The following is a 23647-nucleotide window of genomic DNA, read 5'->3' on the forward strand; positions in this document are numbered from 1 at the left end:
ACCGCTGCCAGCCCTTCACATGGACCAAAACCGCCGACGACATCCTCGAACACGCCACCCCCAAACGTCCAAGGACTTCATTCACACGACACTAGGGCGATCCCTGCACATGCTTGCGGCAGCCGTACGGATTCTAGAATTCCGCAAAGATAATGGTGGATACGTAGATCCGTCGCCCGAAAAGCCAGCGCTTATCATCGGAATAGAAGAGGCTCATCGACTTCTTCGCGAGAGCCCCGAAGCCGCGTCGCTGTGCTTGCAAATTTTACGTCACGGCGCGAATGGGGGTGTAAGTCTATACCTCACGCTGCCAGACGTAGATCTAGGGAGCCTTGGAGGGGATGCGGAGTTGCAAGCAGAACTCGTAGCGAACGATGATCACTGCAAATTCTTTATGGGAGAATCGGGCCTACAGATGTACCGCGATGCGGTGAAAATCAGGAAGGGCCAGCCGAAACTCGACCCCTTCGAGCAGTGAAAATGTAGGATCGAATAGGCTTACGTTCTGCGTGCAGTCTTCTCGGTGACTCTGTCGTCGCCCCGGCCGGTCAGCACGGTCATGTAGAATCACACCCCAGTGACTCCCGAACTCAGAGCGCGAATTAACTCCGATCTTTGACCACCAGGAAAATCGCCTAGGTCGAGGGTGCGGGCTTTTTCACCTATCGCTTTCGTCATTCTCATTACGAACAATAGGTTGAATGGTGTAGCGGAAAATGTCTATGTCTGCTTGGCCGAGTCGTAGCAAATCAAGGGAGAAGTCAAACAATTTGACCTTATCCCGATTGAGCCTCGTCGGATAATGTGCAGCCATATAGTCAAATAAGGCAAACCATGCTTCCGCCTGAGTGTCGAATAGCCCGGCGATCGGCGCAGGAACTTCATTAGGAACTCTGAGTCTGCCTGGCGCCGTCACCGCGATGTCGTACTTGATCATAGCTACCCTTTCGTCCGATTGCTGTCGGTCAGCGTAGCGCCGGTTCAGGGTGCCAACGTCCCGGAACAGGGGTTGGGGTCCTGGCAACGCGAGGCACGGTCGCAGAGCACCGAGCTAGCTCGTCGTTCGAGGGCCAGGTCGGACAGGGGTAGCTTCCACTCTCCCGGCATCGAGCCATCGCCACGGACCTGCACACCAGCGGTGCCTCGACCTGACCAACCTTCGCGGCCCTTGGCGACCGGTCCCAACATGAACCCCTGGCGTGACCTTCCGGGGTAGACCCAGAAAGCGATGGCGCGCCGTACGGCTCTCCGACGCCGCACGAGATATGCGCCAGAAGGGTCGGTGCACCGCGGTCAACGGCGGAGACTCCGTCCGCCTCGATGAGGGTCCGAAGAGCGCGTTCCTGCAGCTCAGGCCCGACTCAGATGGTCAAGTACCGTTGATTCCCAAGCTCAGGCCTAGTGCCTAGCTCATAGCAAGGGCGTAAAGCCGGCTGACAGGTCCAGGCGGAACGGTCGGCCTGGGGTGGTGGGGGACCAACCGTCGCGAAGTGCGCGTTCAATGGCTTGAGCCACTTGCTTCGGCAGCACAGGTTGGGACTCCCATCCGAACCAGTTGCTGGGGTGCGGCTGGTTGGTACTGACGACGAGTACCGCCCCAGGGGTGTTCGCGTGCTCAACGGCGAACGTGCAGGGCTTCCAGCCCAGACCCTGTGAGTAAGTGGGCCTGCTCCGTATCCGCCAGCGGTAACGCGTACCGCCCACGGCGATAGAGCGCGATCCCTTGCGAGCCAGTGCCACGGTCCCCTCCCCCGTCATTGAGGATGCTAGCCAGGCAGCCCGAAGCTCACCGCTTCAATTGCCGTCTGGCTCAGTGCTGGGCACCTGTGTGAGGTGATCCCTCACCCTTTGTCGTACACCGGTGCATGCCACCAATGCAGTGTGGTCTTCGGAAAGGAACAGGATAAAGACCCAGGATCCATCGGCGGCCCTCATCTGCCCCATGCCTATCGGTCGATCCTGATGCGCCAAGAGTGTGACGGCGCGCTCCAGTCCTACGGTGTCGATGCCCTTCCGGCGAGTGTGCTGTAGTCGTTGTTCGTAGATGTGGGCGACCGGCTCAGCAGAGGCAGCCCCATCCCAGATGACGTAGGAGGCGCCACTGCGGAGAGCGGCAAGAGCTGCCGCCGATGCCGCGTCACTTCCGGACAGCAGCTTTTCGAGTTGCTCACGCTCCATGCCCCCGCCTCCCGAGGCATCGTGCGGTACAGCAGCGGAGTACCGCAACCTCAGCCGGACCACAAAGTCCCTTTGCCACCCTGCGGCGACCCGTATCACCGCTCGCGCACTGTCTCTCAAGCGCTACGGGTCAGAAGCCGGAGAGCCGTCGGCGTGGGGCTTGTCTTCATTCGAGCCAGACGATGACGGCCTGCCCATCGCGGGCGGCGGCGCCAAAGAAACGTATGAGCCCCGAGTACCAGTCGCGGGCCCAATCCAGGGACTCAGCGCTGTCCCATCCTTGGGGGTACACATCGGCGGTGATGAGCTCCTGGTGGTTGACGTGCGCGATGAGTTGGTCATATGGCATGCGGCCGAGGGCTTCGGCGCCCAGGCGTACGCGCTCCACCGGCAGGTAGCGCGGCGGTCCGTACCCCCAGTCGTCGGCTTGGCCAAGTGGCTCCTCGCCATGGACGACATCGACGGGACAGCCTGAGCGCCGCAGCAGGAAGCCCAGCAGGTCCCACGTCTTGTACGTGCTGAAGTGTCGTGCTTCCGCTGGCGACGGCTCCGACTCCTCCTCTGCGTCCCGCGTCTCATCAATGAAGTCGAGGGCCCAGTCAGGGTCTTCCAGGGCACGTTCCAGGTCAGCCGTCGTCAACCGGAAGTACTCGCCGATCATGCTCATGGCTGGATGCTAGGAGCAGCCACTGACACGGCGACTTCAGCGGCCCCCTGTCGGCGATGCAGAGCCGCGGGTGGCGAAGCGCTGGGCAGGGCGAGCGAGTAGCGTGCAAGCAGGTCAGATCGAGCACCGGAGGCATGCCGTGGAGGCTCTCGTCACGCCACAGCGACTGTGGTCGGCAGGCGAGGTGTTGGTGCGGCCCAGTCCGGTCCCCGCGGCTGCTGGTGTGTACGGGTGGCACTTCAAGGAGGCGCCATTCTTTGAGTTGGCCGCTGAACGCCTGCTCTACGTGGGCATCGCACCGCGCTACATGGCCAATCGGACCAGCACACAGAACCTGCGCAGGCGGATCTGGAATCACTTCCGGGGCAACGCGGCCAACTCGACGCTGCGCCTGACGCTGGGCTGCCTACTCGGATTGGAACTCCACCGGGTCGGCAGCGGCAAACGCATGACCTTCGGCAAGTCCGGGGAAGCCGCACTCAGCGCGTGGATGGCCGATTGCGCACACGTCTGCTGGATCGAGCACCCGCAGCCGTGGGTCCTGGAGTCGCAACTGATCGCTCAGCTCGACCTCCCGCTGAACCTCGACCAGAACGCCCACAACCCCTTCCACTCCCGCCTCAAAGAGATCCGTGCCGCAGCCCGGGACCAGGCCCGGCAACTGCCCGTCAGCACGTAGCGACAACGGAAGGGCCGAGAACAGCACTCAACACCAGGCACGTGCCCGACGCGTGCCCGACCGAGTGGTAGACCCCGGTCACATGCGGTCCAACGGTGAGTCCGGCCAGGCCGTACCAGAAGCACCGTTCCCGCTGGTCAGGGCTGCTTCCTACGCTCCGAGGCGCGGTGATTCCCAAGCTCTGAGTGCGGTCAGTGCTTGCCCGCGTACCCCGAGCTGTCAGAGAAGGTCCCGCCAGAACGAGACCGTTGCTTGCGGGTTCCAGCTCTCATCGACCTCACCCCGCTCATTGTCGAACTCCTGGTGCACATAGTCGACCAGGTCCAGGCCGTAATAGATGATGTCGGTCTGCCACATCGAGAGCACGGGATGCCCGAAGCTCCCCCGGCCAGCGGGCAGGCAGCGATGGGCGTACACAGGAACCAGGACCGGTGCTTGCGCCAGGTAACGCCGCGCAGCATCCAACGCCGTTGTGCCGTCGGGTGGACGCTCACCCCAGCCCTCGTACCAGAACCCGTTGTGCTCAACGTCGAGCAGTACGCCTTCGACCGGCCAGTCGAGTTGTCGACGCAAGCTGTCCATGTCGCCACCGCGCCACTCTGGCCAGGGCCTGGACCAGGTCTGCCCGTCCTCGGGAGGTACGTTGACCGGGAGGCCAGCCGCCAGGAACGCTCGGTGATCGTCCGCGAACTCGAAGCCGTACGTCTGCTCGATGCGTGCGAACTCGGCTTCCGTCAGACCCGGCTCGCACTCGTACAGACCCGTCTCTGCCAGACGACGTGCGGCCTCTGCGCCCAGGCGTACTCCCTCATCGTTGATCACCGCCGCACGCTAGCGGTAATCGAAACCCGGAGTCACCCGAGTTGTCTGTCACCCGCCTCAGTTCCGTCTCATTCAGCGCCATTCGCAGCGGTTCAGAGGGAACGAAGCGCCCGTAGCCGTTCCGAGGACCGGCTGGCCATGAGCGAAAGCGACCCAGCCCTGCACGAGGGCCCACAAGGCACAAGCACAGTTGGAGAGCGTCTTGACTGCGGGGCGCCACGGTCAGGGCGGCATCAGTCGCACGCTCCGTCGACGGCATGCAAAGTCCTTCATAGCTCGGGAAGGCGCCGAGACGAGGCTCAGCTCATCGCATCCGTGCGGAAGAATACGGGCGTGTTCCTTGATGCCATCGACGCCGTCGACTGGTCGGCGATACCCAACCCGACGGGGCATCGACACGACGATCCGGAGCGCGTCGGCCAAGCCCTGCGGTTGTTGGCGGTGTCCACCACAGCCAACGAGACGGGCGACGCGGCAGCCACTCTGGCCGGAAGCGGATTTGTCCGGGGTCACGCCGCAATGGTCTTCCCTGCGGCGTACGCAGCCGCACCGATCCTGCTGGACCTCGTCGAGGACGGCCACCGACTGGGCATCAAAGGCGCTGCCATCGGCTTGCTGTCACAGGCACTGAGTTGCTACCCGGCCGCCGGCCACTGCCGGGTGGACACCCCGTCCGGCGCCTCCGTCCCTATCTGCTGCGCGATTGCGGGGCGCATACGAGCCGGCAGCAGCGCGCTTCTTGCCTTCGGGGTCCACGGCAAACAGCTCCTGGCAGAGGCCGATCTTCACTGGCGGCTGACCATCAACGAGATCGAGCAGCGGCCTGGGAGCAATCTGATCGCCGTCGCAACCCTCGAAGGCGCCCCCGTACAAACACCGGTCGAGGCCGAAGCGCACACCCCACCGTTCGGGCAGCCGGGTCCGAACCTCTGGATCAACACATTGGTGGCCGAAGCGTCGGGCTCCGCGTACATCGAACTCAGGAACCCCAGCCCTCAACTCACGCCCGGCTCCACTCTCTACCCCGCCGACTGCGCCCGGCGCGAGCACTAACCTCGTTGCCGCCGCCCGACGCACCAGATGTGCACCAGTAGGGGCGGTGTACGCCGGTCAACCACGGGCGCTCCACCACCTCCCGAAAGTAGCCGAAAGCACTGTTCTCGCAGCTCAGCGGCCACAGCACAGCTCCGGCACCGTTGATTCCCAAGCTCAGAGCGCGGGTTCGATTCCCGTCATCCGCTCCAAAATTGCGAAGCCCCGGGTGGTCCGCCTGGGGCTTTTTGTTGTCCTCACCGCCGCATTACGCGTCCAATTCCGTGTAGTAGGCCCGGAGTGCTGCTTCGGCGCCCGAGCCGGTTGCGGCCGTGATCCGCTGGTAGCGGGAAGCGCGGAGGTCGCCGGCGGTCAGGATGCGGGGGTGCTGCTGGTCGGGTGGGCAGTAGCCGTCGGGGCCCTGCGCGAGGGCGCCCGGGGGCGGGGTGGGGGCGCTGCCCAGGTTCAGGAAGGCTGCGTCCGTGGTGGCTGCTCCGACGTGTCCTTGCCGGTCGGTCCACTCGGCGGCGAACCGTGGGCCGTCACCGCGGCGGAGGGTTAGGGCGGTCACCGGCAGCAGGGTGACGCGCGGGTCGTTGCGTACTTCGTCGACCTTGTAGTCGTCCTCCGGCGGATAGGCCACCACGACGGTCGCGTCCAGGGCGGGGTGGGCGCGGAGGAAGGTGCCCAGGGGGCGGTCGGCGCCGAGGACCAGGAGCACGCCGCGCGAGGCGTCTGAGATCTTCGCGCCCCACAGGGTGGGCGGCATCGCCTCGGTGGCGACCGTCAGCCAGGGCGCCTCGCCAACCGGCAGCGGGCCGACCCCCGTTGCCACCACCACGTACGGCGCCTCCAGGCGTTGACCGGTGTCCGTCGTGACCGTCACCCGGTCGTCCTGGGCACGGATCTCCGAGGCACAGACGCCGAGTTCAACAGTGCACAGTTCCGTACGCGCAACGTCTCCCGCGATCGCTGCTCCCAACTCCGGCCCGCTGGCGTGGCCGCCGACGACGTTGTTGACCGCCGCAATGTGCCGCAGCTTCCCGCACAGGGCGTCCGCCTCGATGAGGATCGACCCCATGCCGAGGCTCGCGGCCATGACGGCGGCAGCGCATCCGGCCGGCCCGCCGCCGACGATGAGCAGGTCCGTGCTGTACCGGGACGAGGTCTCTGCCATGCCGCCTATTCCAGCACCGGAGCCAGGCATTTGATGAGGAGTTGGGGTCTGCCGATGAGTCATCGCGCGGGAGGCCTATTGGCCCCGATCTCTCGCCCCACGGCAGCTCCCGCCCCAAGGCGCTCTACCGGGGCGCCGGTGGCCGCGTTGTGGTAGCCGACCGTCCAGTTGACGGTGTCGCCGTGCTGGACGGGGAGTTGGCCGGGGTGGGTCACGTTCTGCGCGGTCTTCAGCAGCGTGGAGGCCGCGTCGGCCGAGGGAGTCGCGCCTGCGGCACGCCGTCGGCCAGCGCGGGCTGTACGGACCCGGCGGCTATCGCGAACAGCGCCGCGGACACGGCGACGGTCGTTCTTCCGATGAGCGGCCGCGGTGGTCCGGCGGCGGAGGGGGAGGTGAGAGCGGCGCGGAAGAGGATCGGGGCGCACGACCGGTGCTCGCCGGATTCCGGTGTCCGCTTCCCTCGGGTGGCTGGCGCCGCCGGGCGAGCATATGCGTGCGGTGCGGGTCGATGATGTCGGCGGGGGGCCGGTCCGCGTGTGCAGCGGGCGGAACGCGGTGACCGTTTTACGGTGGTCTGATGCGATCTGTGCCACGGTGGGCCCTCTTGTCGTCCGGGTGCGCTCCTGTCGTGTTGTTCGGCGGGCCGACCATCGCCGCGGTCATCCACGGGCCCGGTTACAGTCCCGTGCGCCAGACCATCAGCGTGCTGGCGTCCGACGGGCCTTCGGGGTACTGGGCGCTGACCACGACGCTCATCGTCCTGGGCTCGTGCCATCTGGTGACGGCGTGGGGGCTGCGCCCCGCGGAGCTGGCGGGGCGGCTGGCGCTGGGCGCCGGTGGGGTCTCCGCGATGGTCCTGGCGCTGTTCCCCGCGCCGAACAGTGGCGGCTCCCTGTCGCACGGCTCGGTGGTCGCGGTCGGATTCTCCCTGCTGGCGGTCTGGCCGGTGCTGGCGGCCAACCGCAGTGGCGGTGCTCCGTGGGGGCTGCGGCCCGTGCCGTCCGTGACGGTGAGCGCGCTGATGCTCGCCGGAGGCGCGTGGTTCCTGTTCGAGCTGCAGACGAAAGGTGCCGCCGGCGTCGCCGAGCGCGTCCTGACGGCCGCGCAGTCCCTCTGGCCCGTCGTGGTGGTCGTGTCCTGCCTCCGCCACTCCTCCCCCGACGGTGACCAGCCGATTTCATGACCGGCCCCCGTGGCAGAGTGAGGGGCATGGCTACGTACGAGACGATGGCGTTTCACCTGGAGACCGAGCGGCTGGTGCTGCGGCCGTGGGCCACGTCGGACGCCGACGACTTCAGCGCCCTGCTCGCCGAGCGGGGGAAGGGGACGCCGACGGTCGAGTACGCGCGGACGGGGATCGAGGAGTTGCTCGCCGCCACGCAGGAGACGGGGATCGCGCTGCTGCCGATTCAGCGGCGTGAGGAGGGCGACTTCATCGGCTACTGCGGGTTGATCATCGGCCGCTCCAGCCTGGAGGAGCCGGAGATCGCGTACGAGCTGTTCCAGCGGGTGCACGGGCAGGGCTACGCCACGGAAGCGGCCGCGGCGGCGGGCGCGACGGGGCGGAGGCGGCTCTGGTCGACCGTGGGTACGTGGAACACACCGTCGCTTCGGGTGCTGGAGAAGCTCGGCTTCGCGCGGGACCACGTCTCCACGGAGGACAACGGCGAAGTGGTGTGGCTGACGCGCCCGTTGCCCTGACGGTGAGGGGACGTCGCGGGGTCACCCGTTCGGCCGCCGCCGGGTCGCCCGCCGCCGTATGCGGGACGAGGCTGGTGCGGAGCGCAGAGGCACTCTGCCGGAGGGAGCGTCACCGGATGCCGAAGTACCTCATCCAGGCCAGTTACACCGCCGAGGGCACCAAGGGACTGCTGCGGGAGGGCGGCACGGGCCGCCGCCGCGCGGTGGACGAGGCCGTCGCCAGCCTCGGGGGCACCGTCGAGGCGATGTACTTCGCCTTCGGCGAGGACGACACCGTGATCATCGTCGACTTCCCCGACGCGATCTCGATGGCCGCGGTCAGCATGATGGTCACCGCGAGCGGCAGCCTGCGCACCAGGGCCACTCCCCTGCTGACCGTCGAGGAGATCGACGAGGCCACCAGCAGGCAGGCCACGTTCCGGCCGCCGTCGGCGTAATCATGCGGGCCCCCTAGGGCGTGTCCTACCGCCCCTCCGTCTCCGGGCCGCCGAGGAGGCGGGGGAGGCCCGCGTGGTCGGTGCCGACTTTGAGGTAGACGTCGGAGAGCAGGCGGGTGACGGCGGTGTCGGAGGTGTTGAGGGCCTCGGACATCTCGGTCACGGAGCGGCCGGCGGCGGCCCATTCGGCGACGGTGCGCTCCTGGACGGTGAGGGAGTCGGCCTCGGCGGTGCGGGGTTGGAGGGGCCAGGGGCCGGTGGCGTCCAGCTCTTCGCGGGCGCGGGCGGCGAGGGTGTCGGCGCCGCACTGCGCGGCGCCTTCGAGGCCGCGGTGGAGCTGTTCGGCGGCGTGCTGCGGCAGGCCGGTGCGGCGCAGGGCGACGCCGTGGTCGACGAGGGCGTGGGCGAGGTCGTAGCCGGAGGGTGAGCGTTCGAGGTGCTCGACGGCCTCGGCGAGGAGGGCGGCGCGCCGGGGCATCGGGGTGACCGCGGCCAGGGCGTGCAGTGCCTGGCCTATCGCGGTCTGCGTACCGAATCTGCGGGCCCTGGCGACGCCTTCCTCGGCGATCTCGGCGGCACGGTCCGGGTCGGTGACCTCCCTGGCCAGGGCGAGTCGCAGCGGCCAGGGGCACCAGGCCGGGTTGCGCATGCCGCGCGCGTCGAGCCGCTCGCCGACGCGGATCAGCTGCTCCTCGGCCTCGCGGTGGCGGCCGAGCGCGAGCAGCAGCTCGCTGTGGACCGTCTGCGCGTCCGGGTAGACCACGGCGCTGGGCGTGATGTCGCCGTAGCCGTAGGTCATCGCGAGTTCCTGCGCCTCGTCGGTACGGCCGCGGGCGAGCAGGATCTCGATGAGGATGCCGAGCGCGAAGTACTGCGCGGGCACCTGGTGCCCGACCCGGTCGGCGATCCGCAGGCCGTCGCGGACCATGGCCTCGGCGGAGGCGAGGCGCCCGCGGCGGAAGCGGATGTAGCCCAGCAGCGTGTAGCCGAAGGAGAGATGGGCGCCGCGCCAGCCCTTGTCCTGGCACTCCGCGATGCCCTGGTGGAAGAGCTGTTCCGCCCGCCCGGGCTGGTCGCAGTACATGAAGGTGAGGGCCACCAGGACCGGCACCTCGAAGCCCCACAGATCGTCGGTCCACGACAGGCCGTCGCCGAGCGCCTGCTCCGCCCAGTGCAGCGCGGTGGCGGCGGGCTCGCCCCGTACCATCGCGTCCCAGGCACGCAGGCCCAGGATGTAGCGCTCGGCGGTGCCGCGGGCGGTGAGGTGGTCCGCGAGCCGGGCGAGCTTGTGGGAGCGGGCGCTGGAGTCCTGCTCGTCGGCCCGGAAGGCGTTCCACATGAACTGCTCGGCCTGCAGGTGCAGCCGGGTCTTGGCGTCGGTGGCCGCGCGGGCCGCCTCCGCGACGGTCTCGGCGGCCTCCGCCATCCGGTCGGAGTGGCCGAGTGCCTGCGCCAGCCGGTAGACGATCGCCTCGCGCAGGTCGGGCGTGAGGACAGGCTCCTCCAGCGCGGCCCGCAGGTGGTTGACGGTGATCGCGGGTTCCGTCAGCAGGGCGGAGCAGCCCAGTTCGAAGAGCACCTGGGCGCGGTCCTCCATGGCCGGAGGTTCGCGCAGCGCGCGTGCCAGACAGCGGCGGGCGGCGTCCGGGGCGCCTGCCCGCAGGTACTCGCGGGCGGCAGCGCACAGTTGCTGCACCACCCACGGGTCGCTCTCGGGGTGCGTCTCCAGCAGGTGGCGGGCGACCGCGGTGGTGCCGAGGCCCGCCTGGGAGACGACCGCGGCGGCCTGGCCGTGCATGGCGACCCGGAAGGCCGCGGGGATCGCCCGGTAGACAGTGGTGGCGACCAGCGGGTGGAAGAACTCCAGCCGTCCGTCGCCCTCTTCGTGCGCGTCGCGGGGCTGGTCGGCGAGGATACGGGCCTCCCGCAGCCGGGCGACGGCGTCCGCCGACTCGGCCTCGCCCAGTCCGCCGACGCTCGCGGCCGTGCCGCGGGTCGCCATCGCGCCCAGCACCGCGGCGCTCCAGGCGAAGCGGACCGCGGAGGTGCCGAGCCGCTCCAGCCGCTCGACCAGGCCGCCGCCCTTCACCGCGGAGGCCAGCTCACGCAGTTCGGGCAGGTGGACGACCTGGGGCTTGAGTCCGCGGTCGGCGACCCTGGCGGCGAGTTCGACGGCCTCGAAGGGGTTGCCCCCGGTGACCGCCCAGGTCTCCCGGCAGAACGCCTCGTCGGCGTCCTCGCCCAGGGTGTCGCGCACGATACGGCTGACGGCGCCCGGGGTGAGCGGCGCGAGATCCAGCGGGCGCGACCCGTGGCCCACCGCCAGCCTGCCGAACGTCATGGCGTCGCGCGGCAGTTCGTCGGGCCGGTACGTGACGACCAGCAGCATCGGCAGCTCGGTGACCCGCGGCGCGAAGCCGGTCAGCCAGGCGAGGGACTCGGCGTCGGCCCAGTGCGCGTCGTCGAGCATCACCACCAGCGGGGCGCGCTGTACGGCGAACCGGGTGACGATCCAGTCCAGGCCGTCCCGTACGCCTTGCGGGTCGGGGGAGCCGTTCGGCGCCGCCACCAGCCCGAGGGCGGGCGCGACGATGTCGTACCAGTTGCCGAGCGTCTCGCGGTGCTCCTGCTCGGTGCCGGTGGCGAGCAGCGGCTGTAAGAGGTGGCGCACCACCTGGAAGGCGACGCCCTGCTCCTGCTCCCCGCCACGCGCGGACAGCACGGTGAAGCCGCGGGCCAGGGTCCTTCTGCGCACCTCCTGGAGGAGGGAGGTCTTGCCGAGCCCCGCGGACCCGGCGAAGACGAGGAGTCCGCCGGTGCCGGTCGCGGTCGGCCCGGGAGAGCCCTGGGCGGCCGGACCCTGCGACGTCGGCCTCTTGGCCCGCCCGCCCAGATCCGCCAACAGGGACTCCAGCGCGGCCATTTCCTTCTCGCGCTCCAGCAACAGCCCGGTGTGCCAAGGCGGTTGGTCTCCGGTGAAAGCCATGTAGTTTCCTCGAAACCGTGGTGTCCGCGCTCGTCTGTAGCCGTAGATAGCGACAGCGTACGCACGCGGGCACGTCACGAGGCCCCCTTCGTGACATCCTCCGTCGGCCCGCGTCGACTTGGTCCGTGACAGGAACGGGACCGGTATGCTCCCCGCCGCCCGGTGCCGGGCGGGGCCGTGGGGGCCGCGGGGGCGCGGAGGCATTCATGGGAGCGCTGGGGCGCGTCGGGAAGGCCCGGGTGGGCACTGGCGGACACCCGGGAATCCGGAGGGGGCACACGCGTGACGGCGCATGCGCCGGTCGCGCTCCCGTCACCACCTGTACGCCGGGGTCACCCTTGCTACACCGCGCCTACGCTCTCTCTCCACGGCACCCGGAACACCTCGGGCCCGAACCGCCTTGGGCGGCAGGGCACTTCGCGGCATCCAGGAGGGCGCATGTCAGACGAGACCGTCTCCGGCCCCGCAATCCCCCTGGACCCCGCCCGGCGTGCCGGGGCGGTCAGGATCCCGTTCCCCGCCCGGCTGAACCGGCACGCCGAGCGCGCCCGGCAGCACACCCTGCAGTGGGCGCAGGGCATGGGCCTGCTCACCGGGGACTCCGCCACGGCCGAGTACGACGCCTTACGGCTGGAACGGCTGATGGCGTACTTCTACCCCGACGCCACCGCCTCCGGGCTGGAGTTGGCCGCCGACTTCAACGCCTGGTTCTTCATCTTCGACGACCAGTTCGACGGCGGGCTCGGCACCCGGCCCGAGGAGATACGGCGCGTCGTGGACACGCTCGTGGACACGATGACGGTGGAGGGGACACCGCTGGTGGAGGGGGCGCCGTCGGCGACCGATGTCCCGGGCTTCGGCGCCGAGGAGTCGGACACCCCGCTCGTCCGCGCCTTCCGCAACATCTGGCTCCGCTCCACCGCGTCCGCCCCGAACAGCTGGCGGCTGCGGTTCCGTGCGCACTGGCGGGCGTATCTGGCCGCGCACGAGGGCGAGGCGCACCAGCGCAACGCCGAACGGCCGCCGTCGTTCCAGCAGTTCCTCGACGTCCGGCGGGAGTCCATCGGCGTACGGCCCTGCCTGGACTTCACCGAGCGCTGCGGCGGCTACGCCCTGCCGGACGAGATGCACCGCTCGCCGGTCCTCGCCGAGATGCGGGAGATCACCGGCGACGTGGTGATCTTCGTCAACGACATCATCTCCCTGGTCAAGGAACTGGCGGCGGGCGACGTCACCAACAGCGTGGTCGTCCACCGCGCCCAACAGGGCTGCACGATCGAGGAGTCGGTCGCCCACATCAGCGCCCTCGCCAACTCCCGCACGGCCCGCTTCACCCGCCTCGCCGCCACCCTCCCCGGCACCCTCGCCCGCAGCGGCGTCCCCCGCGAGACCCGCGAGCACGTCAGCCACTACGTCGACGGCATGCGCCACCTCATGGCGGGCAACCTCGCCTGGTCCCTGGCCACTTCCCGCTACGACGAGGCCGGCATCGCGGCCGTCAGCGGCGGCCGCCCCCGCCCCTGGGGCCACCTCACCCAGGACATCGTCCCGGCCCAGCACTGACGGCCCTGCCGCGCCCGGGACGCCCCTCAGGACCGGGCTCGGTCCAAGGACTTGAGGGCCGTGCGGACGGCTTCGGCGATGAGGGGGTCGTCCGAGGGGGTGTTCGGGCGGGTGCGGTGGGTGAGGACGGTGATGACGAGCGGGGCTCCGTGGGTGGGCCGGACGACGGCGATGTCGTTGCGGGTGCCGTGGGCGCCGCTGCCAGTTTTGTCGGCCACTTTCCAGCCCTTCGGCACCGCCGCGCGGATGTAGGGGCCGCCGGTGGTGTTGTGGGTCATCCAGTCGGTGAGCAGGGCGCGGTGGGCGGTGGGGAGGGCGGTGCCGAGGAGGAGGGCGCGCAGGTCGGTGGCGAGGGCGCGGGCTGTGCTGGTGTCGCGGATGTCGCCGGGGGTGGCGTCGTTGACGGCGGGTTCCGTACGGTCCACGTGGGTGGTGGTGTCGCCCCACTCCCGTACCGCCCTTTGGAGTCCGGGCGGGCCGCCGAGTTCGCGCAGCAGCAGGTTCTCGGCGGTGTTGTCGCTGTACTGCAGCGCCGCCGTCAGTACGGCCGACAGCGCCATGCCGTGGTCCACGTGCCGCGAGGTGACGGGCGCGTAGTCGAGCAGGTCGGACCGGCCGTAGGTGACGGTCCGGCCGAGCGCCGCGTCGTCCGCCTTGCGCAGCACCGCCCCGGCGGCGAGCGCCTTGGCCGTCGAGCACATCGCGAAGCGGTCGTCGGCCTGGTACGCGACGGAGCGGCCCGTACCCGTGTCGAGGACGAACAGCCCCAGGTGCGCGTGGTATCGGTCCTCCAACGCCCGGAAGGACGGGGCCGCGGAAGCGGTCACGGTCACGGACGCGGACGCCGTGGTGCGTGCGGGCGGTGACGCCGGACCCCCTCCCCCGCACCCGCTGAGCAGGCCGAGAGCCGAGGCGACTGCCGCGGCCGGTAAGGCGAAGGCGGTCCTGGGTCGGGGTGCGGTACGGCGTTCGGGGCGGCTCACACCAGGAAGCCTCGCTCGGGGTCCGGAGGCTGTCAAAGATCCCCGGAAGCGGGCGCGTTCTGACGACTTGCGGCTTTCGACCGCAAAGTGGTGAGCTGAGAGGCGTCCGGAGCCTACCCTGCCCAATGGGGGGTACGGCACGCAGCGGCATTCCCATACGTGCGCGCCTGATACGGACATGGTCAATTTACTGTTGGCGGCGCTGGGCGGCGCGTTGAGCACAATCTTCGTGTCCTTCTTCGCCGCGTGCACTCGTCGTGGACAACGCGCCCTGGCCCATGTGCTGTCCTATCCCCAACGGCGGCGGGCGAAAGGAAAGGCCCGCGCCGCCCAGCCAGGAGGCGAGAGCCGCGCCTGGCTCACCTCCCCCGGCGACGGTGACATGGCCGGGGTCGGCGGTGAGGTCACGGTCGAAGGCAGAGTTCTCGACCAGCCCGCGGATCACGACATCTGGATCGTGCACCGCATTCCGCACGCCAATGAGATCTGGCCGAAGGAGAGGCTGGCCCCGGATCCGGCCGGATGGTTCCGGGTGACCACTCTCGAAGGCGGCAGCGCCCGTTCCATGGCGATAGTCCTGTTGCTGACGCCCGCGGAAGTGAGTCGCGCGTTCGACGACTGGATGCGGCGGGGGCGCCGGACGGGCCACTACCCCAGCCTGCCGCTGCCCTCGTCCGCCCAAGTACTGACGAGCGCCGTCGTGCGCGGCGGTACGGCGCGTGAGCACACGCGGCGCGCCGGCGGCTGAGGCGGCGCGGCTCACCGTCCGCGCCCCGTGAGGCGCCTGACCCGTGTCCAGCAAGTGAGACCCCGGTTTCGGGAGGTGGGCGCTGATCTGCGGGTGGGGTGGGGGCGTGAGACGGTCGGGGGGAGGGGGAGGGTGGCCGCGGGCCGGTCCCGTGGGCGTGGGGGTCGTACGTGAGGAGGCCCCGGGATGATGGCGCTGGCGACTATCGGGTTCTCGTTGGGGGTCATGGCCTTCGTGGTCGGGCTGCTCCTGGTCTTCATCGGTGGGCCGAGCTTCCGCAAGTAGCGAGTGGCGAGTAGGCCGTAGGCGGGTAGAGCCGTACGCGGACAGAGCCGTACGCCCCACGGTGGCGGGCACCGTGGGGCGTACGGGTGTGGGCGGGAGCGGGAAGGACGGCCTCAGCCGCCGAAGACGTCCGCCACGACGCGCTTCATCAGCTCCGTGGCCGGGGTGGTGCCGTCCGGGGAGCGGTCGGAGTTGGCCATGACGACGACGGTGGCCTGGGTCTTGGGGTCGTACCCCATGAAGGTGGAGTAGCCGGGGATCTGGCCCTCGTGGCCGATGAGGCCGGTGTAGCCGGGGTAGTCGGCCAGCGCCAGGCCGTACGTGGTGGCGCCCGCGGTGGTGGAGGTGGGCATGAAGAGCTGCTGCTGCTGGCGCATCTCCGGGCTGAGCAGCTTGCCGGTGGCCAGCGCCGGGGCCCAGCGGTTCAGGTCGGCGAGGGTGGAGGTGGCGGCGCCCGAGGCCCAGGTCCAGGAGGCGTTCGCCTGGGTGACGTCGAGCGGCTTGCCCGCCGAGTAGTCGGCCCAGGCGGCGTCCTTGCCGGTGAGGACGGGCGCGGTCAGCGAGGCGGCGTTGCCGACGAACTGGTAGCCGCGGGCGGCCGGGGCGGCGATCGCGGCGCCGTTGTCGATACGGGTGTCCTTCATGCCCAGCGGCGTGAAGATCCGCTGGTTCAGCAGGGTCGGCAGCGACTGGTGGGTGACGCGCTCGGCGATCATGCCGAGCAGCACCGTGTTGGTGGCGGAGTCGTGGAAGCCCTTGCCCGGCGCGAAGTACGGCTTGTGGCTGAACGCGACGGCGAGCAGGTCGCCCGGCGCGAACTGGGCGTCCGGGTGCTTGTCGAGCGCCTGGTTGAGGTTCGGGTCCTCGCTGTAGTCGTACAGCCCGCTGGTCATCTGCAGCAGCTGGCGTACGGTGATGTGCTGCCCGTTCGGGACGCCGGACATGAGCCGCGCGACGGGCTCGTCGAGGCCGAGGCGGTGGGAGCCGGCGAGCTGCAGGATGACGGTGCCGGTGAAGGTCCTGGTGATGTCGCCGACGCGCAGGTGGTCGGCGGCGTCCATCGCCTGGCCGGTGCCGAGGTTGTCGGTGCCGAGGGCGGTGGTGGTGGTCCCCCACTTCGGCATGGTCACCGAGACGAGCGCGCCGGGGATGCGCAGCTTCTGCATGGTCCCGAGCAGGTCCGGGACCAGCTTCTTCTCCACCAGCCCGGTCTTGTTCGGGTCCGGCGCCGGGTTGCCGACGGCCGGGCTGGCGAGCGCGGGCACGGCCGCCGTCAGCGGCAGCAGCGAGGCGATCAGCAGCGCCCGCCAGGCGCGGCCGCGCCCGGTCGTACGGCGCTTGGGGGAGGCGGCGCAGGTCGCCTGGGGCGAGGCCGGCGCTGGGGTGGGGGACGTACGAGCCGTGCGTGCGGTGTACGTACGCGGGTTCATAGGGGCATCCAGTTCGCTGCGGGACAGGGTCAGGTCGTAGTGTCACTCACCATGTCCGATAAACACCTTTTACCCCATTCGAGGGCGTGTCCGGGCAGCAGACCCATTCGAGGGCGCACGCCTCTTGAGCACCCCCACCCCCGACGGCATGCTGGGAACCCTCACGCACCAACTCGCCCTGCCCCGACCGGTTTTCGAAAGGACAACGATGACCTCGTCCTCCTCGTCCCGCTTCAACCGCCGTACGCTGCTGCGCGGGACACTGGCCGCAGGGGCGGGTGCCGCGCTCGGATCGCTGGTGCTGTCCGGCCCCGCGTACGCGTACTCGTGGTCCCGGACGCTCTCGCAGGGGATGAGCGGGGCCGACGTCAGCGAGCTGCAGATCAGGGTGGGCGGCTGGGCGACGGGCAGCCCCGGGCACACGCGGGTGGCCGTCGACGGCGACTTCGGGCCGGGCACCGCCACCGCGGTGCGGCTCTTCCAGGCGGCCTACGGGCTGTCGGCCGACGCGGTCGTCGGCCCCGCGACGCAGGCGCAGCTCAACGCGCTGCAGAGTGCGGACGGCTCCACCGCGCACTTCGACTTCAGCGAGTTCACCGACCGCGTCAGCGGGACCTTCGAGGGCGGAAAGGTCAGCGCCGCCACCGCGAAGGAGAACGCGCGGCGCGCGATGTACAAGCTCGAGGCGCTGCGCAAGAAGCTGGGCAACGTACCGATCACGGTCAACTCCGGCTTCCGCAGCATCGCGCACAACGCCGCGGTCGGCGGGGCGAGCGACAGCATGCACCTCTACGGCACGGCCGCCGACCTCGACGTCCCCGGGGTGGCCAACAGGACCGTCTATCAGAAGGCGGAGACCTGTGGCTTCTCCGGCCTGGAGACGTACACCGAGGACCACCAGCACGTCGACAGCAGGGCGGATCTGGGCCGCGCCTGGTGGTGGCAGGACGGCACGATCTGACAGCGCGCGCACAGGATACGCGGCGACTCACCCCTTATCTCCCGTTCCTCCCGCTTGCCCCCCTACCGACGTGCATTTCCCCACCGGGGTGGCTGAATGACGCCGGGTGCAACCGAAGTACAGTGCCGTGGCGTTCTTATGGGGGAGACATCGGGAGGGGAGAGTTCATTGCGTTCGGTACAGAGGGTGGATGCCGCGATGGCGGGGGCGCGGGCGGGTGGCCGCCGCGGGGCGCGCGGTATGCGCGGAGGTCTGGTGGCGCTGGCCGCCGGGCTGACGCTGATCGCCGTGACGGGCTGTGGGGGCAGTGCGCACGGCGAGGACCACCAGGACGGCAAGGCGGGCAGCGGGGGTACGGGCGGCAGCGGGGGCAACGCGACGGCGCAGAAGGCGTCGGCGGCCCAGGTGTCGATCCTGCCGAAGAGCGGTGCCACCGGGGTGGACACCTCGGGTGCGCTGAAGATCTCGGCCGCCCAGGGCAAGCTGACGAAGGTCGTCGTGACGCCGTCCTCGGGCGCGCCGGTGGACGGCGCGATATCCGCCGACGGCACCAGCTGGACGCCGTCGGGCGTCCTGCACACCGGCACGAAGTACACGGTGACCGCCACGGGCGTCGACGCCGCGGGTCTGGTCTCCGTGCAGCACTCCACGTTCACCACGCTGACGCCGAAGGCCGTGAACTTCGGCAGCTTCAACGTCAACCCCGGTGACACGTACGGCGTGGGCATGGAGGTGTCGATCCACTTCAACAAGCCGGTCGGCGACCAGGCCGCCACCCACAAGGGGATCACCGTCACCGCGAGCCCCGCGGTGGACGTCAAGGGGCACTGGTTCGGCAACCAGCGGCTCGACTTCCGGCCCGAGAACTACTGGGCGCCGGGTACGAAGGTCACCCTGCACCTGCGGCTGAACGGCGTGCAGATGTCGCCGGGCGTGTACGGCCAGCAGTCCAAGGACGTCTCCTTCGTCATCGGCCGCTCGCAGACCTCCGTGGCCGACAACAAGAACAAGCAGCTGAAGATCTACCGCAACGGGTCGCTGTACAAGCAGTTCCCGACCAGCCTCGGCGACGCGCAGCACACCACGTACAACGGCAAGATGGTGATCGAGGAGAAGGATCCCGTCGTCGACATGGACTCCCACACCGTCGGTCTGGGCGCCGCGTACCACATCAAGGACGTGCCGCACGGTATGCGGCTGTCGGACTCGGGCACCTTCGCGCACGGCAACTACTGGCGGCCGCTGTCGGTCTTCGGCCACGAGAACACCAGCCACGGCTGCGTGGGTCTGCACGACGTCAAGGGCGGCGGCGACCCCAACACGCCCGCGGCGTGGTTCTACAACCACTCGCTGATCGGTGACGTCATCCAGGTCGTCAACTCCCCCGACAAGATCATCGACCCGAGCAACGGACTGAACGGCTGGAACATGTCGTGGTCCCAGTGGGTCGCCAACTGACCCCACGCCCGGCACCGTTGAGCGCCTGACATCGAGGGCCGCCTCCCGCGCAAGGGGAGGCGGCCCTTCGGCATGAAGTTCCGGGGGTCTGTGAAGCACCGGTTCACCGGGGGTCCGCCGGGAGTTCACCGATGGCCGGGATCTTCTGGGACATGACTCACAGACCCTTCTCGCGCAAGCGTGTACGGATCGCCGTGGCGATCGGTGCCACCGTGGCCGTGGTGGGGGCGGGCACAGCCGCCGCGCAGGCCGGTGGCTGGCTGTCGGCCCCGTCCCACGACTTCGGCGCGGTGTCCGACTCCTTTTCCGGCCACGGCACGGTGAGCGGTGACGTGCTGCGCAACGACGCGGGCGCGACCGCGGTCGTACGGCACACCAAGCCGTCCCACGGGACGGTGGCGGTCAACGCCGACGGCACCTTCACCTACCAGCCGGAGTCCGGGTTCCAGGGCACGGACACCTTCACGTACACGGTGACCGACGCGGTGCGGCTCTTCCAGGACACCGCGGCGGACGGCGGCCCGGTGCCGCCGCTCGCGCGGGTCGCGGGGCCCGGCGGCACCACCACCGAGATCTCCGGGGAGGGGTACGGCTCGTCGCTGGCCCCGGTGCCGGGCAGGCACGGGCACTTCTACGGGCTGACCGACCGCGGCCCCAACGCCGACGCCCCCGACGGCAACAAGTCCGAGATGGTGCTGGACTTCACGCCGCAGATCGGTGAGTTCACGCTCGTCGACGGCAAGGCGAAGTTGCTGCGGAAGGTCACCCTGAAGGGCCCGAAGAGCCTGGGCGGTGTGCCGTACAGCGGCCGCCCGCCGCACGACACCAGCGAGGTCATCGACGACGTCGCCGCCACCAACGCCAACGGCGGTACGCCGAAGCCGGTCGACAGGGATCCGTACGGCTACGACTCCGAGGGCCTGGTGGCGCTGCCCGACGGCACCTTCTGGGTCTCCGACGAGTACGGCCCGTACCTGACGCACTTCGACGCGAACGGCTACGAGCTGGGTCGGCTGACCCCGTACAAGGACAGCCCGGACAACGCCTTCCACAAGATCATCGGCTATCTGCCGCCCGAACTCGCCTACCGCGCCAAGAACAAGGGCATGGAGGGCCTCACCCTCACGCCCGACGGCTCGACCCTGGTGGGCGTGATGCAGTCCGCGCTGCAGCAGCCGGACCTGGGCAGCACCAAGGCGAGCAACGTGGCGCCGATCCGCATCGTCACCATCGACCTGCGGTCGTACCGGACCAAGCAGTACCTCTACCTGCTGGACGACCCCAGCACCACCGGCGACGCCGCCAGCGAGATCACGGCGCTGTCCGGCACGAAGTTCCTCATCGACGAACGCGACGGAAACGTCGAGCCGTTCGCCGCGAAGACGCTCTACGCGGCCGACATCAACGGCGCCACCGACGTCAGCGGCCTCACCCTCGACGGCAAGTCGCCCGAGGCCCTCGTCGGCAAGTCCGGCACCAACGCCGCCCTCACCGCGCTCACCACCGCCGGTGTCAACGTGGCCCAGAAGCAGCCGTACCTCAACGTCGGCACCCTGGTCAGCCAACTCGACCCCAGCGGCGCCTTCTTCGGCCACGACAAGGTCGAGGGCGTCGCCACCACCGACTCCGGCCGCACCCTCTACCTCTCCAACGACGACGACTTCGGCATCGACACCATCGCCGTCGACCCCGACGGCACCTGGACCGTCCACCAAAAGGTCCTCCCGCCCACGTCCCGGCCCGACAACGGCGAGATCCTCCAGGTCGACACCACCAAACTCCCCGCGGTCCTCAAAACGGTGACGGTCACGATCCACGTCCACTGACGCCCGACCGGCCTACGGTCACCGGGTCACCCGGTCACCCGTTCCACCCCCCGTCACGGCTCCTGGGCGAAGGCCGTGAGCAGGAGGGCCACGTCGTCGGCGCGGTGGGTGGAGCGGGTGGCTTCGCTCAGGAGGCGGTCGGCCAGTTGTTCGAGGGTGAGGGTGGCGTCGGCGTGGGCGAGGGCGACGCGGAGGCGGTCGATGCCCTGGTCGATGGGGACGCCGGGGGTTTCGACGAGGCCGTCGGTGTAGAGGGCGAGGATGGAGCCGGGGGCGGGGTGGAACTCGCTGACCGGGTATTCGGTGCGGGGGTCGACGCCGAGGAGGGCGCCGCCGGGGACTTCCAGGACGTCGGTGCGGCCGTCGGCGTAGCGGATCAGCGGTGGGAGGTGGCCGGCCCGGGCGATACGGGCCCGGCCCGCGGTGCGGTCGAGCTGGATGAGGCAGCTGCTGGCGAGCAGGTCGGGGTCGAGGTCGGCCAGCAGGCGGTTGGTACGGGCCAGCACCTCGTTCGGTTCGCTGTCGCTGGTGGCGAAGGCCCTTACCGCGCTGCGGAGTTGGCCCATGGTGGCGGCGGCGGCCACGCTGTGGCCCTCGACGTCGCCGATGACCAGGCAGAGCCCGCGAGTGGTGACGATCGCGTCGTACCAGTCACCGCCGATCTCCATGCTCTGCGTGCCCGGCAGATAGCGGGCCGCGATGGTGACGCCCGGCACCTCCGGCAGCCGGTGCGGCAGCAGCGCGTTCTGCAGGCCGCGGGCGAGGGCGAACTCCGTGTCGTAGAGCCGGGCCCGCTCCAGGGCCTGGCCGATCAGGCCGCCGAGCGCGGTCAGCACCCCGCGCTCCTCGGCGGTGAAGGGGTGGGGCTCGTCGAAGCCCAGGATGCAGCTGCCGACCGGGTGCCCCGAGGCGATCAGCGGCAGGAACGCCCACGCGCACATCTCGTCCATCGGGATGCCCGGGTACGCGTCGGCCAGCTCGTCGACGGAGGCGAAGAAGATCGGCGCGCCGGTGTTGAGGGTCTCCACACCGGGCAGCCTGGCCCGCATCGGTGTGCCCTCGAAGCGGTCGAGGAAGCTGTCGGGGTAGCCGGTCTGGTGGGCGAGGTTCAGCCGGTTGCCCGAGACGATGTAGATGGCCAGCTCCTGGCCGCCGAACGCGGGCACGATCTGCTCGGCGACGGCCGTGCACACCTCGCGTACGGTCACCGCCTGGGTCAGGGTGCTGGCCAGTTCCAGCAGGCGGTACATGGCGCCGACCCCGGCCCGCCGCACCGGGGCCGAGGGCCCGAGCGGTACGGCGTCGGCCGCCATCTCGGCGGGGGCCGGTTCCTGGCCGCCGTCCCCGGCGGGGACCGTGGCCGGTACGACCGTCCCGGTGACGCCGTTCGCGTCGGGGTAGAACGTGAAGGCCAGCCAGCGGTCGGGCGGGCGGCAGGCCAGGAAGGCGGTCGGCTGCCGGGAGATCATCGCCGCGCGGTGCCGGTCCTCGTAGACGGGGTCGGCGAGCCAGCCCAGCGAGCCCCACAAGGGACGGGCGAGCATCTCCTCGCGGTGGGCGCCGAGCAGAAGCTCGGCGCCCAGGTTCGCGTAGGTGACGAGCCCCTCGGCGTCCAGCGAGAAGACCCCCTGGCGCAGCCGCTCGACGGCCTCGGAGGCCGCCGCGCTCGTACCGGTGTCGAGGACGGTACCGACCAGTCGGTCGAGCTGCTGTCCGCCGGCCGCGGCGTCGTGGGCCCGGCCGCGCAGCTCGATGGTGCGGGAGCGGCCCGCGCCCGCCATCAGCCGCAGATGGGCGGCGAAAACCCTGCCCTCGCGCAGCGCGCGGCGGGCGGCGGGCCGGAAGGCGCGCAGGTCGTCGGGGTGCAGCCGGGCGGCCAGCGTCTCGGCGCGGCCGTCGAACTGCCCGGGTTCGAGCCCGAAGATCGCGCACATCTCGTCGTCGGCGGTGAGGGCCCCGGTGGCCAGGTTCCAGTCGAACAGCCCGACCCGGAATCCCGGCGCCGACGTGGCGGACAGCTCGACGATCGCCGCGGTGTCACCGCGGCTCTCCACCGCGTCGCCCCGGGTGGCCAGCTCCGCCAGCGCGCTGCCGAGCCGGTTGGCCGCGGCCCGCAGATGCCGCCGCGCCCCCGGCGGCAGCCCGGCCGCGGACGGCTTCCAGAGCGCGCAGAGGAACCCGTAGGTCTCCGACCCGGCGATGATCGGCGCGTACGCGGACGCGAAGGAGTACGGCAGGCCCACCAGCAGCTGGGGGAAGCGCCGCATGGTCTCCTCGGACCCGGACAGGGACACGCTCCGGCCGGTGCGGTACGCCATCGCGCCGGGTAGCGGGCTGTGCACGGAGACGCGCCGAAACGAGCCCAGCGCCGACACCGGCAGCCCCGCGACGGTGCTCAGCACCAGCGAGCGGCGGTCGTGGGAGCGCAGGTAGACCATGCCGCTGTAGGCGTCGGTGTCCTTGAGCACCTTGAGCACGGCGGCGGCGAAGAGGTCGTCCCGTACCTGGTCGGAGGGGTGCGGGAGCGGGGCAGCCGCCTCCGGGGACGGGGCCGCCGGGTCGTCGTCGACAGCGTCGTCCGTCGTGCTCCGCGAAGGGTCCGGGCCGTGCCGGGGACGGCGGACACCGACGGGGTCACCCGCGCGCGTCGCCGTGTTACCGCCGGTCACATGCGGCCCTCGCGGATCCGCCGGCACACCCTGGCGCATGGTTCC

The 23647-nt window shown here is 70.1% G+C and carries 20 protein-coding genes; 11 read left to right on the top strand and 9 right to left on the bottom strand.

What is annotated here, in order from left to right:
- Window positions 1-478, top strand: a 478-nt coding sequence (locus AB0M29_RS37730) for a hypothetical protein (RefSeq protein WP_365391314.1), incomplete at its 5' end; no start/stop codon positions are given.
- A gap of 180 nt (window positions 479-658) precedes the next feature.
- Here the strand turns inward: AB0M29_RS37730 and AB0M29_RS37735 are convergent.
- The 3 genes from AB0M29_RS37735 to AB0M29_RS37745 form a co-directional block, all read right to left on the bottom strand.
- Complete coding sequence (locus tag AB0M29_RS37735; protein ID WP_365391316.1) at window positions 659-937, bottom strand: hypothetical protein; 279 nt, start codon at window positions 935-937, stop codon at window positions 659-661.
- Window positions 938-1794: 857 nt separating this feature from the next.
- Window positions 1795-2178, bottom strand: a complete 384-nt coding sequence (locus AB0M29_RS37740) for a hypothetical protein (RefSeq protein ID WP_365391318.1) — start codon at window positions 2176-2178, stop codon at window positions 1795-1797.
- A 166-nt stretch (window positions 2179-2344) separates the two neighbouring features.
- Entirely contained in the window at window positions 2345-2845 is a 501-nt protein-coding gene (locus tag AB0M29_RS37745) for a YfbM family protein (RefSeq protein ID WP_365391320.1), read from the bottom strand.
- 139 nt (window positions 2846-2984) lie between these two features.
- Here AB0M29_RS37745 and AB0M29_RS37750 point away from each other — a divergent pair, with 139 nt between their 5' ends.
- Window positions 2985-3524: a GIY-YIG nuclease family protein gene (locus tag AB0M29_RS37750; protein ID WP_365391322.1), complete on the top strand. Its 540-nt coding sequence runs from the start codon at window positions 2985-2987 to the stop codon at window positions 3522-3524.
- A 219-nt stretch (window positions 3525-3743) separates the two neighbouring features.
- On the opposite strand, the gene AB0M29_RS37755 is transcribed toward AB0M29_RS37750, so the two are convergent.
- Complete coding sequence (locus AB0M29_RS37755; RefSeq protein WP_365391324.1) at window positions 3744-4346, bottom strand: hypothetical protein; 603 nt, start codon at window positions 4344-4346, stop codon at window positions 3744-3746.
- A gap of 333 nt (window positions 4347-4679) precedes the next feature.
- On the opposite strand from AB0M29_RS37755, the gene AB0M29_RS37760 reads away from it, so the two are divergent.
- A complete protein-coding gene (locus tag AB0M29_RS37760) occupies window positions 4680-5399 on the top strand; it encodes a hypothetical protein (protein WP_365391326.1) in 720 nt (239 codons plus the stop codon).
- A 247-nt stretch (window positions 5400-5646) separates the two neighbouring features.
- Here AB0M29_RS37760 and AB0M29_RS37765 read toward each other — a convergent pair whose 3' ends face one another.
- Window positions 5647-6555: an FAD-dependent oxidoreductase gene (locus tag AB0M29_RS37765; protein ID WP_365391328.1), complete on the bottom strand. Its 909-nt coding sequence runs from the start codon at window positions 6553-6555 to the stop codon at window positions 5647-5649.
- A 577-nt stretch (window positions 6556-7132) separates the two neighbouring features.
- On the opposite strand from AB0M29_RS37765, the gene AB0M29_RS37770 reads away from it, so the two are divergent.
- The 3 genes from AB0M29_RS37770 (at window position 7133) to AB0M29_RS37780 (ending at window position 8693) form a co-directional block, all read left to right on the top strand.
- Window positions 7133-7738 (top strand): DUF998 domain-containing protein, encoded by a 606-nt coding sequence (locus AB0M29_RS37770; RefSeq protein ID WP_365391330.1) that lies wholly within the window; start codon window positions 7133-7135, stop codon window positions 7736-7738.
- 26 nt (window positions 7739-7764) lie between these two features.
- Window positions 7765-8256, top strand: a complete 492-nt coding sequence (locus AB0M29_RS37775) for a GNAT family N-acetyltransferase (RefSeq protein ID WP_365391332.1) — start codon at window positions 7765-7767, stop codon at window positions 8254-8256.
- A gap of 116 nt (window positions 8257-8372) precedes the next feature.
- Window positions 8373-8693, top strand: a complete 321-nt coding sequence (locus AB0M29_RS37780; RefSeq protein ID WP_365391333.1) for a GYD domain-containing protein — start codon at window positions 8373-8375, stop codon at window positions 8691-8693.
- Between the two features lie 25 nt (window positions 8694-8718).
- Here the strand turns inward: AB0M29_RS37780 and AB0M29_RS37785 are convergent, their stop codons facing one another.
- Window positions 8719-11679, bottom strand: coding sequence for an AAA family ATPase (locus AB0M29_RS37785; RefSeq protein ID WP_365391334.1), 2961 nt, complete (start codon window positions 11677-11679; stop codon window positions 8719-8721).
- A gap of 438 nt (window positions 11680-12117) precedes the next feature.
- Here AB0M29_RS37785 and AB0M29_RS37790 point away from each other — a divergent pair, with 438 nt between their 5' ends.
- The gene (locus AB0M29_RS37790; RefSeq protein WP_365391335.1) at window positions 12118-13242 is read left to right on the top strand and encodes an isoafricanol synthase; all 1125 of its coding nucleotides are present in this window, start codon (window positions 12118-12120) and stop codon (window positions 13240-13242) included.
- Between the two features lie 26 nt (window positions 13243-13268).
- On the opposite strand, the gene bla is transcribed toward AB0M29_RS37790, so the two are convergent.
- Window positions 13269-14075, bottom strand: coding sequence for a class A beta-lactamase (gene bla, locus AB0M29_RS37795; RefSeq protein WP_365391336.1), 807 nt, complete (start codon window positions 14073-14075; stop codon window positions 13269-13271).
- A 343-nt stretch (window positions 14076-14418) separates the two neighbouring features.
- Between bla and AB0M29_RS37800 the strand changes: the two genes are divergently transcribed.
- The gene (locus AB0M29_RS37800; protein ID WP_365391337.1) at window positions 14419-14973 is read left to right on the top strand and encodes a hypothetical protein; all 555 of its coding nucleotides are present in this window, start codon (window positions 14419-14421) and stop codon (window positions 14971-14973) included.
- Between the two features lie 398 nt (window positions 14974-15371).
- Here AB0M29_RS37800 and AB0M29_RS37805 read toward each other — a convergent pair whose 3' ends face one another.
- Window positions 15372-16688, bottom strand: coding sequence for a serine hydrolase domain-containing protein (locus AB0M29_RS37805; protein WP_365391338.1), 1317 nt, complete (start codon window positions 16686-16688; stop codon window positions 15372-15374).
- A 208-nt stretch (window positions 16689-16896) separates the two neighbouring features.
- Between AB0M29_RS37805 and AB0M29_RS37810 the strand changes: the two genes are divergently transcribed.
- From AB0M29_RS37810 to AB0M29_RS37820, 3 genes are all read left to right on the top strand, one after another.
- Window positions 16897-17649, top strand: coding sequence for a D-Ala-D-Ala carboxypeptidase family metallohydrolase (locus tag AB0M29_RS37810; RefSeq protein ID WP_365391339.1), 753 nt, complete (start codon window positions 16897-16899; stop codon window positions 17647-17649).
- A gap of 240 nt (window positions 17650-17889) precedes the next feature.
- Complete coding sequence (locus tag AB0M29_RS37815; RefSeq protein WP_365391340.1) at window positions 17890-19107, top strand: Ig-like domain-containing protein; 1218 nt, start codon at window positions 17890-17892, stop codon at window positions 19105-19107.
- 152 nt (window positions 19108-19259) lie between these two features.
- Window positions 19260-20933 carry an esterase-like activity of phytase family protein gene (locus AB0M29_RS37820; protein ID WP_365391341.1) on the top strand — a complete coding sequence of 558 codons (1674 nt, stop codon included), beginning with the start codon at window positions 19260-19262 and terminating at the stop codon, window positions 20931-20933.
- A 53-nt stretch (window positions 20934-20986) separates the two neighbouring features.
- Here the strand turns inward: AB0M29_RS37820 and AB0M29_RS37825 are convergent, their stop codons facing one another.
- Complete coding sequence (locus tag AB0M29_RS37825) at window positions 20987-23641, bottom strand: SpoIIE family protein phosphatase (protein WP_365391342.1); 2655 nt, start codon at window positions 23639-23641, stop codon at window positions 20987-20989.
- Window positions 23642-23647 lie beyond the last annotated feature (6 nt).

Source organism: Streptomyces sp. NPDC051976, from assembly GCF_040680795.1.
Classification (GTDB): Bacteria; Actinomycetota; Actinomycetes; order Streptomycetales; family Streptomycetaceae; genus Actinacidiphila.

Excerpts from the sequence above, each read along its gene's own strand:
- AB0M29_RS37735 (WP_365391316.1), bottom strand. The coding sequence starts at position 937 with ATGATCAAGTACGACATCGCGGTGACGGCGCCAGGCAGACTCAGAGTT.
- AB0M29_RS37740 (WP_365391318.1), bottom strand. The coding sequence starts at position 2,178 with ATGGAGCGTGAGCAACTCGAAAAGCTGCTGTCCGGAAGTGACGCGGCA.
- AB0M29_RS37745 (WP_365391320.1), bottom strand. The coding sequence starts at position 2,845 with ATGAGCATGATCGGCGAGTACTTCCGGTTGACGACGGCTGACCTGGAA.
- AB0M29_RS37765 (WP_365391328.1), bottom strand. The coding sequence starts at position 6,555 with ATGGCAGAGACCTCGTCCCGGTACAGCACGGACCTGCTCATCGTCGGC.
- AB0M29_RS37770 (WP_365391330.1), top strand. The coding sequence starts at position 7,133 with ATGCGATCTGTGCCACGGTGGGCCCTCTTGTCGTCCGGGTGCGCTCCT.
- AB0M29_RS37775 (WP_365391332.1), top strand. The coding sequence starts at position 7,765 with ATGGCTACGTACGAGACGATGGCGTTTCACCTGGAGACCGAGCGGCTG.
- AB0M29_RS37780 (WP_365391333.1), top strand. The coding sequence starts at position 8,373 with ATGCCGAAGTACCTCATCCAGGCCAGTTACACCGCCGAGGGCACCAAG.
- AB0M29_RS37785 (WP_365391334.1), bottom strand. The coding sequence starts at position 11,679 with ATGGCTTTCACCGGAGACCAACCGCCTTGGCACACCGGGCTGTTGCTG.
- AB0M29_RS37790 (WP_365391335.1), top strand. The coding sequence starts at position 12,118 with ATGTCAGACGAGACCGTCTCCGGCCCCGCAATCCCCCTGGACCCCGCC.
- AB0M29_RS37805 (WP_365391338.1), bottom strand. The coding sequence starts at position 16,688 with ATGAACCCGCGTACGTACACCGCACGCACGGCTCGTACGTCCCCCACC.
- AB0M29_RS37810 (WP_365391339.1), top strand. The coding sequence starts at position 16,897 with ATGACCTCGTCCTCCTCGTCCCGCTTCAACCGCCGTACGCTGCTGCGC.
- AB0M29_RS37815 (WP_365391340.1), top strand. The coding sequence starts at position 17,890 with ATGCGCGGAGGTCTGGTGGCGCTGGCCGCCGGGCTGACGCTGATCGCC.
- AB0M29_RS37820 (WP_365391341.1), top strand. The coding sequence starts at position 19,260 with ATGACTCACAGACCCTTCTCGCGCAAGCGTGTACGGATCGCCGTGGCG.
- AB0M29_RS37825 (WP_365391342.1), bottom strand. The coding sequence starts at position 23,641 with ATGCGCCAGGGTGTGCCGGCGGATCCGCGAGGGCCGCATGTGACCGGC.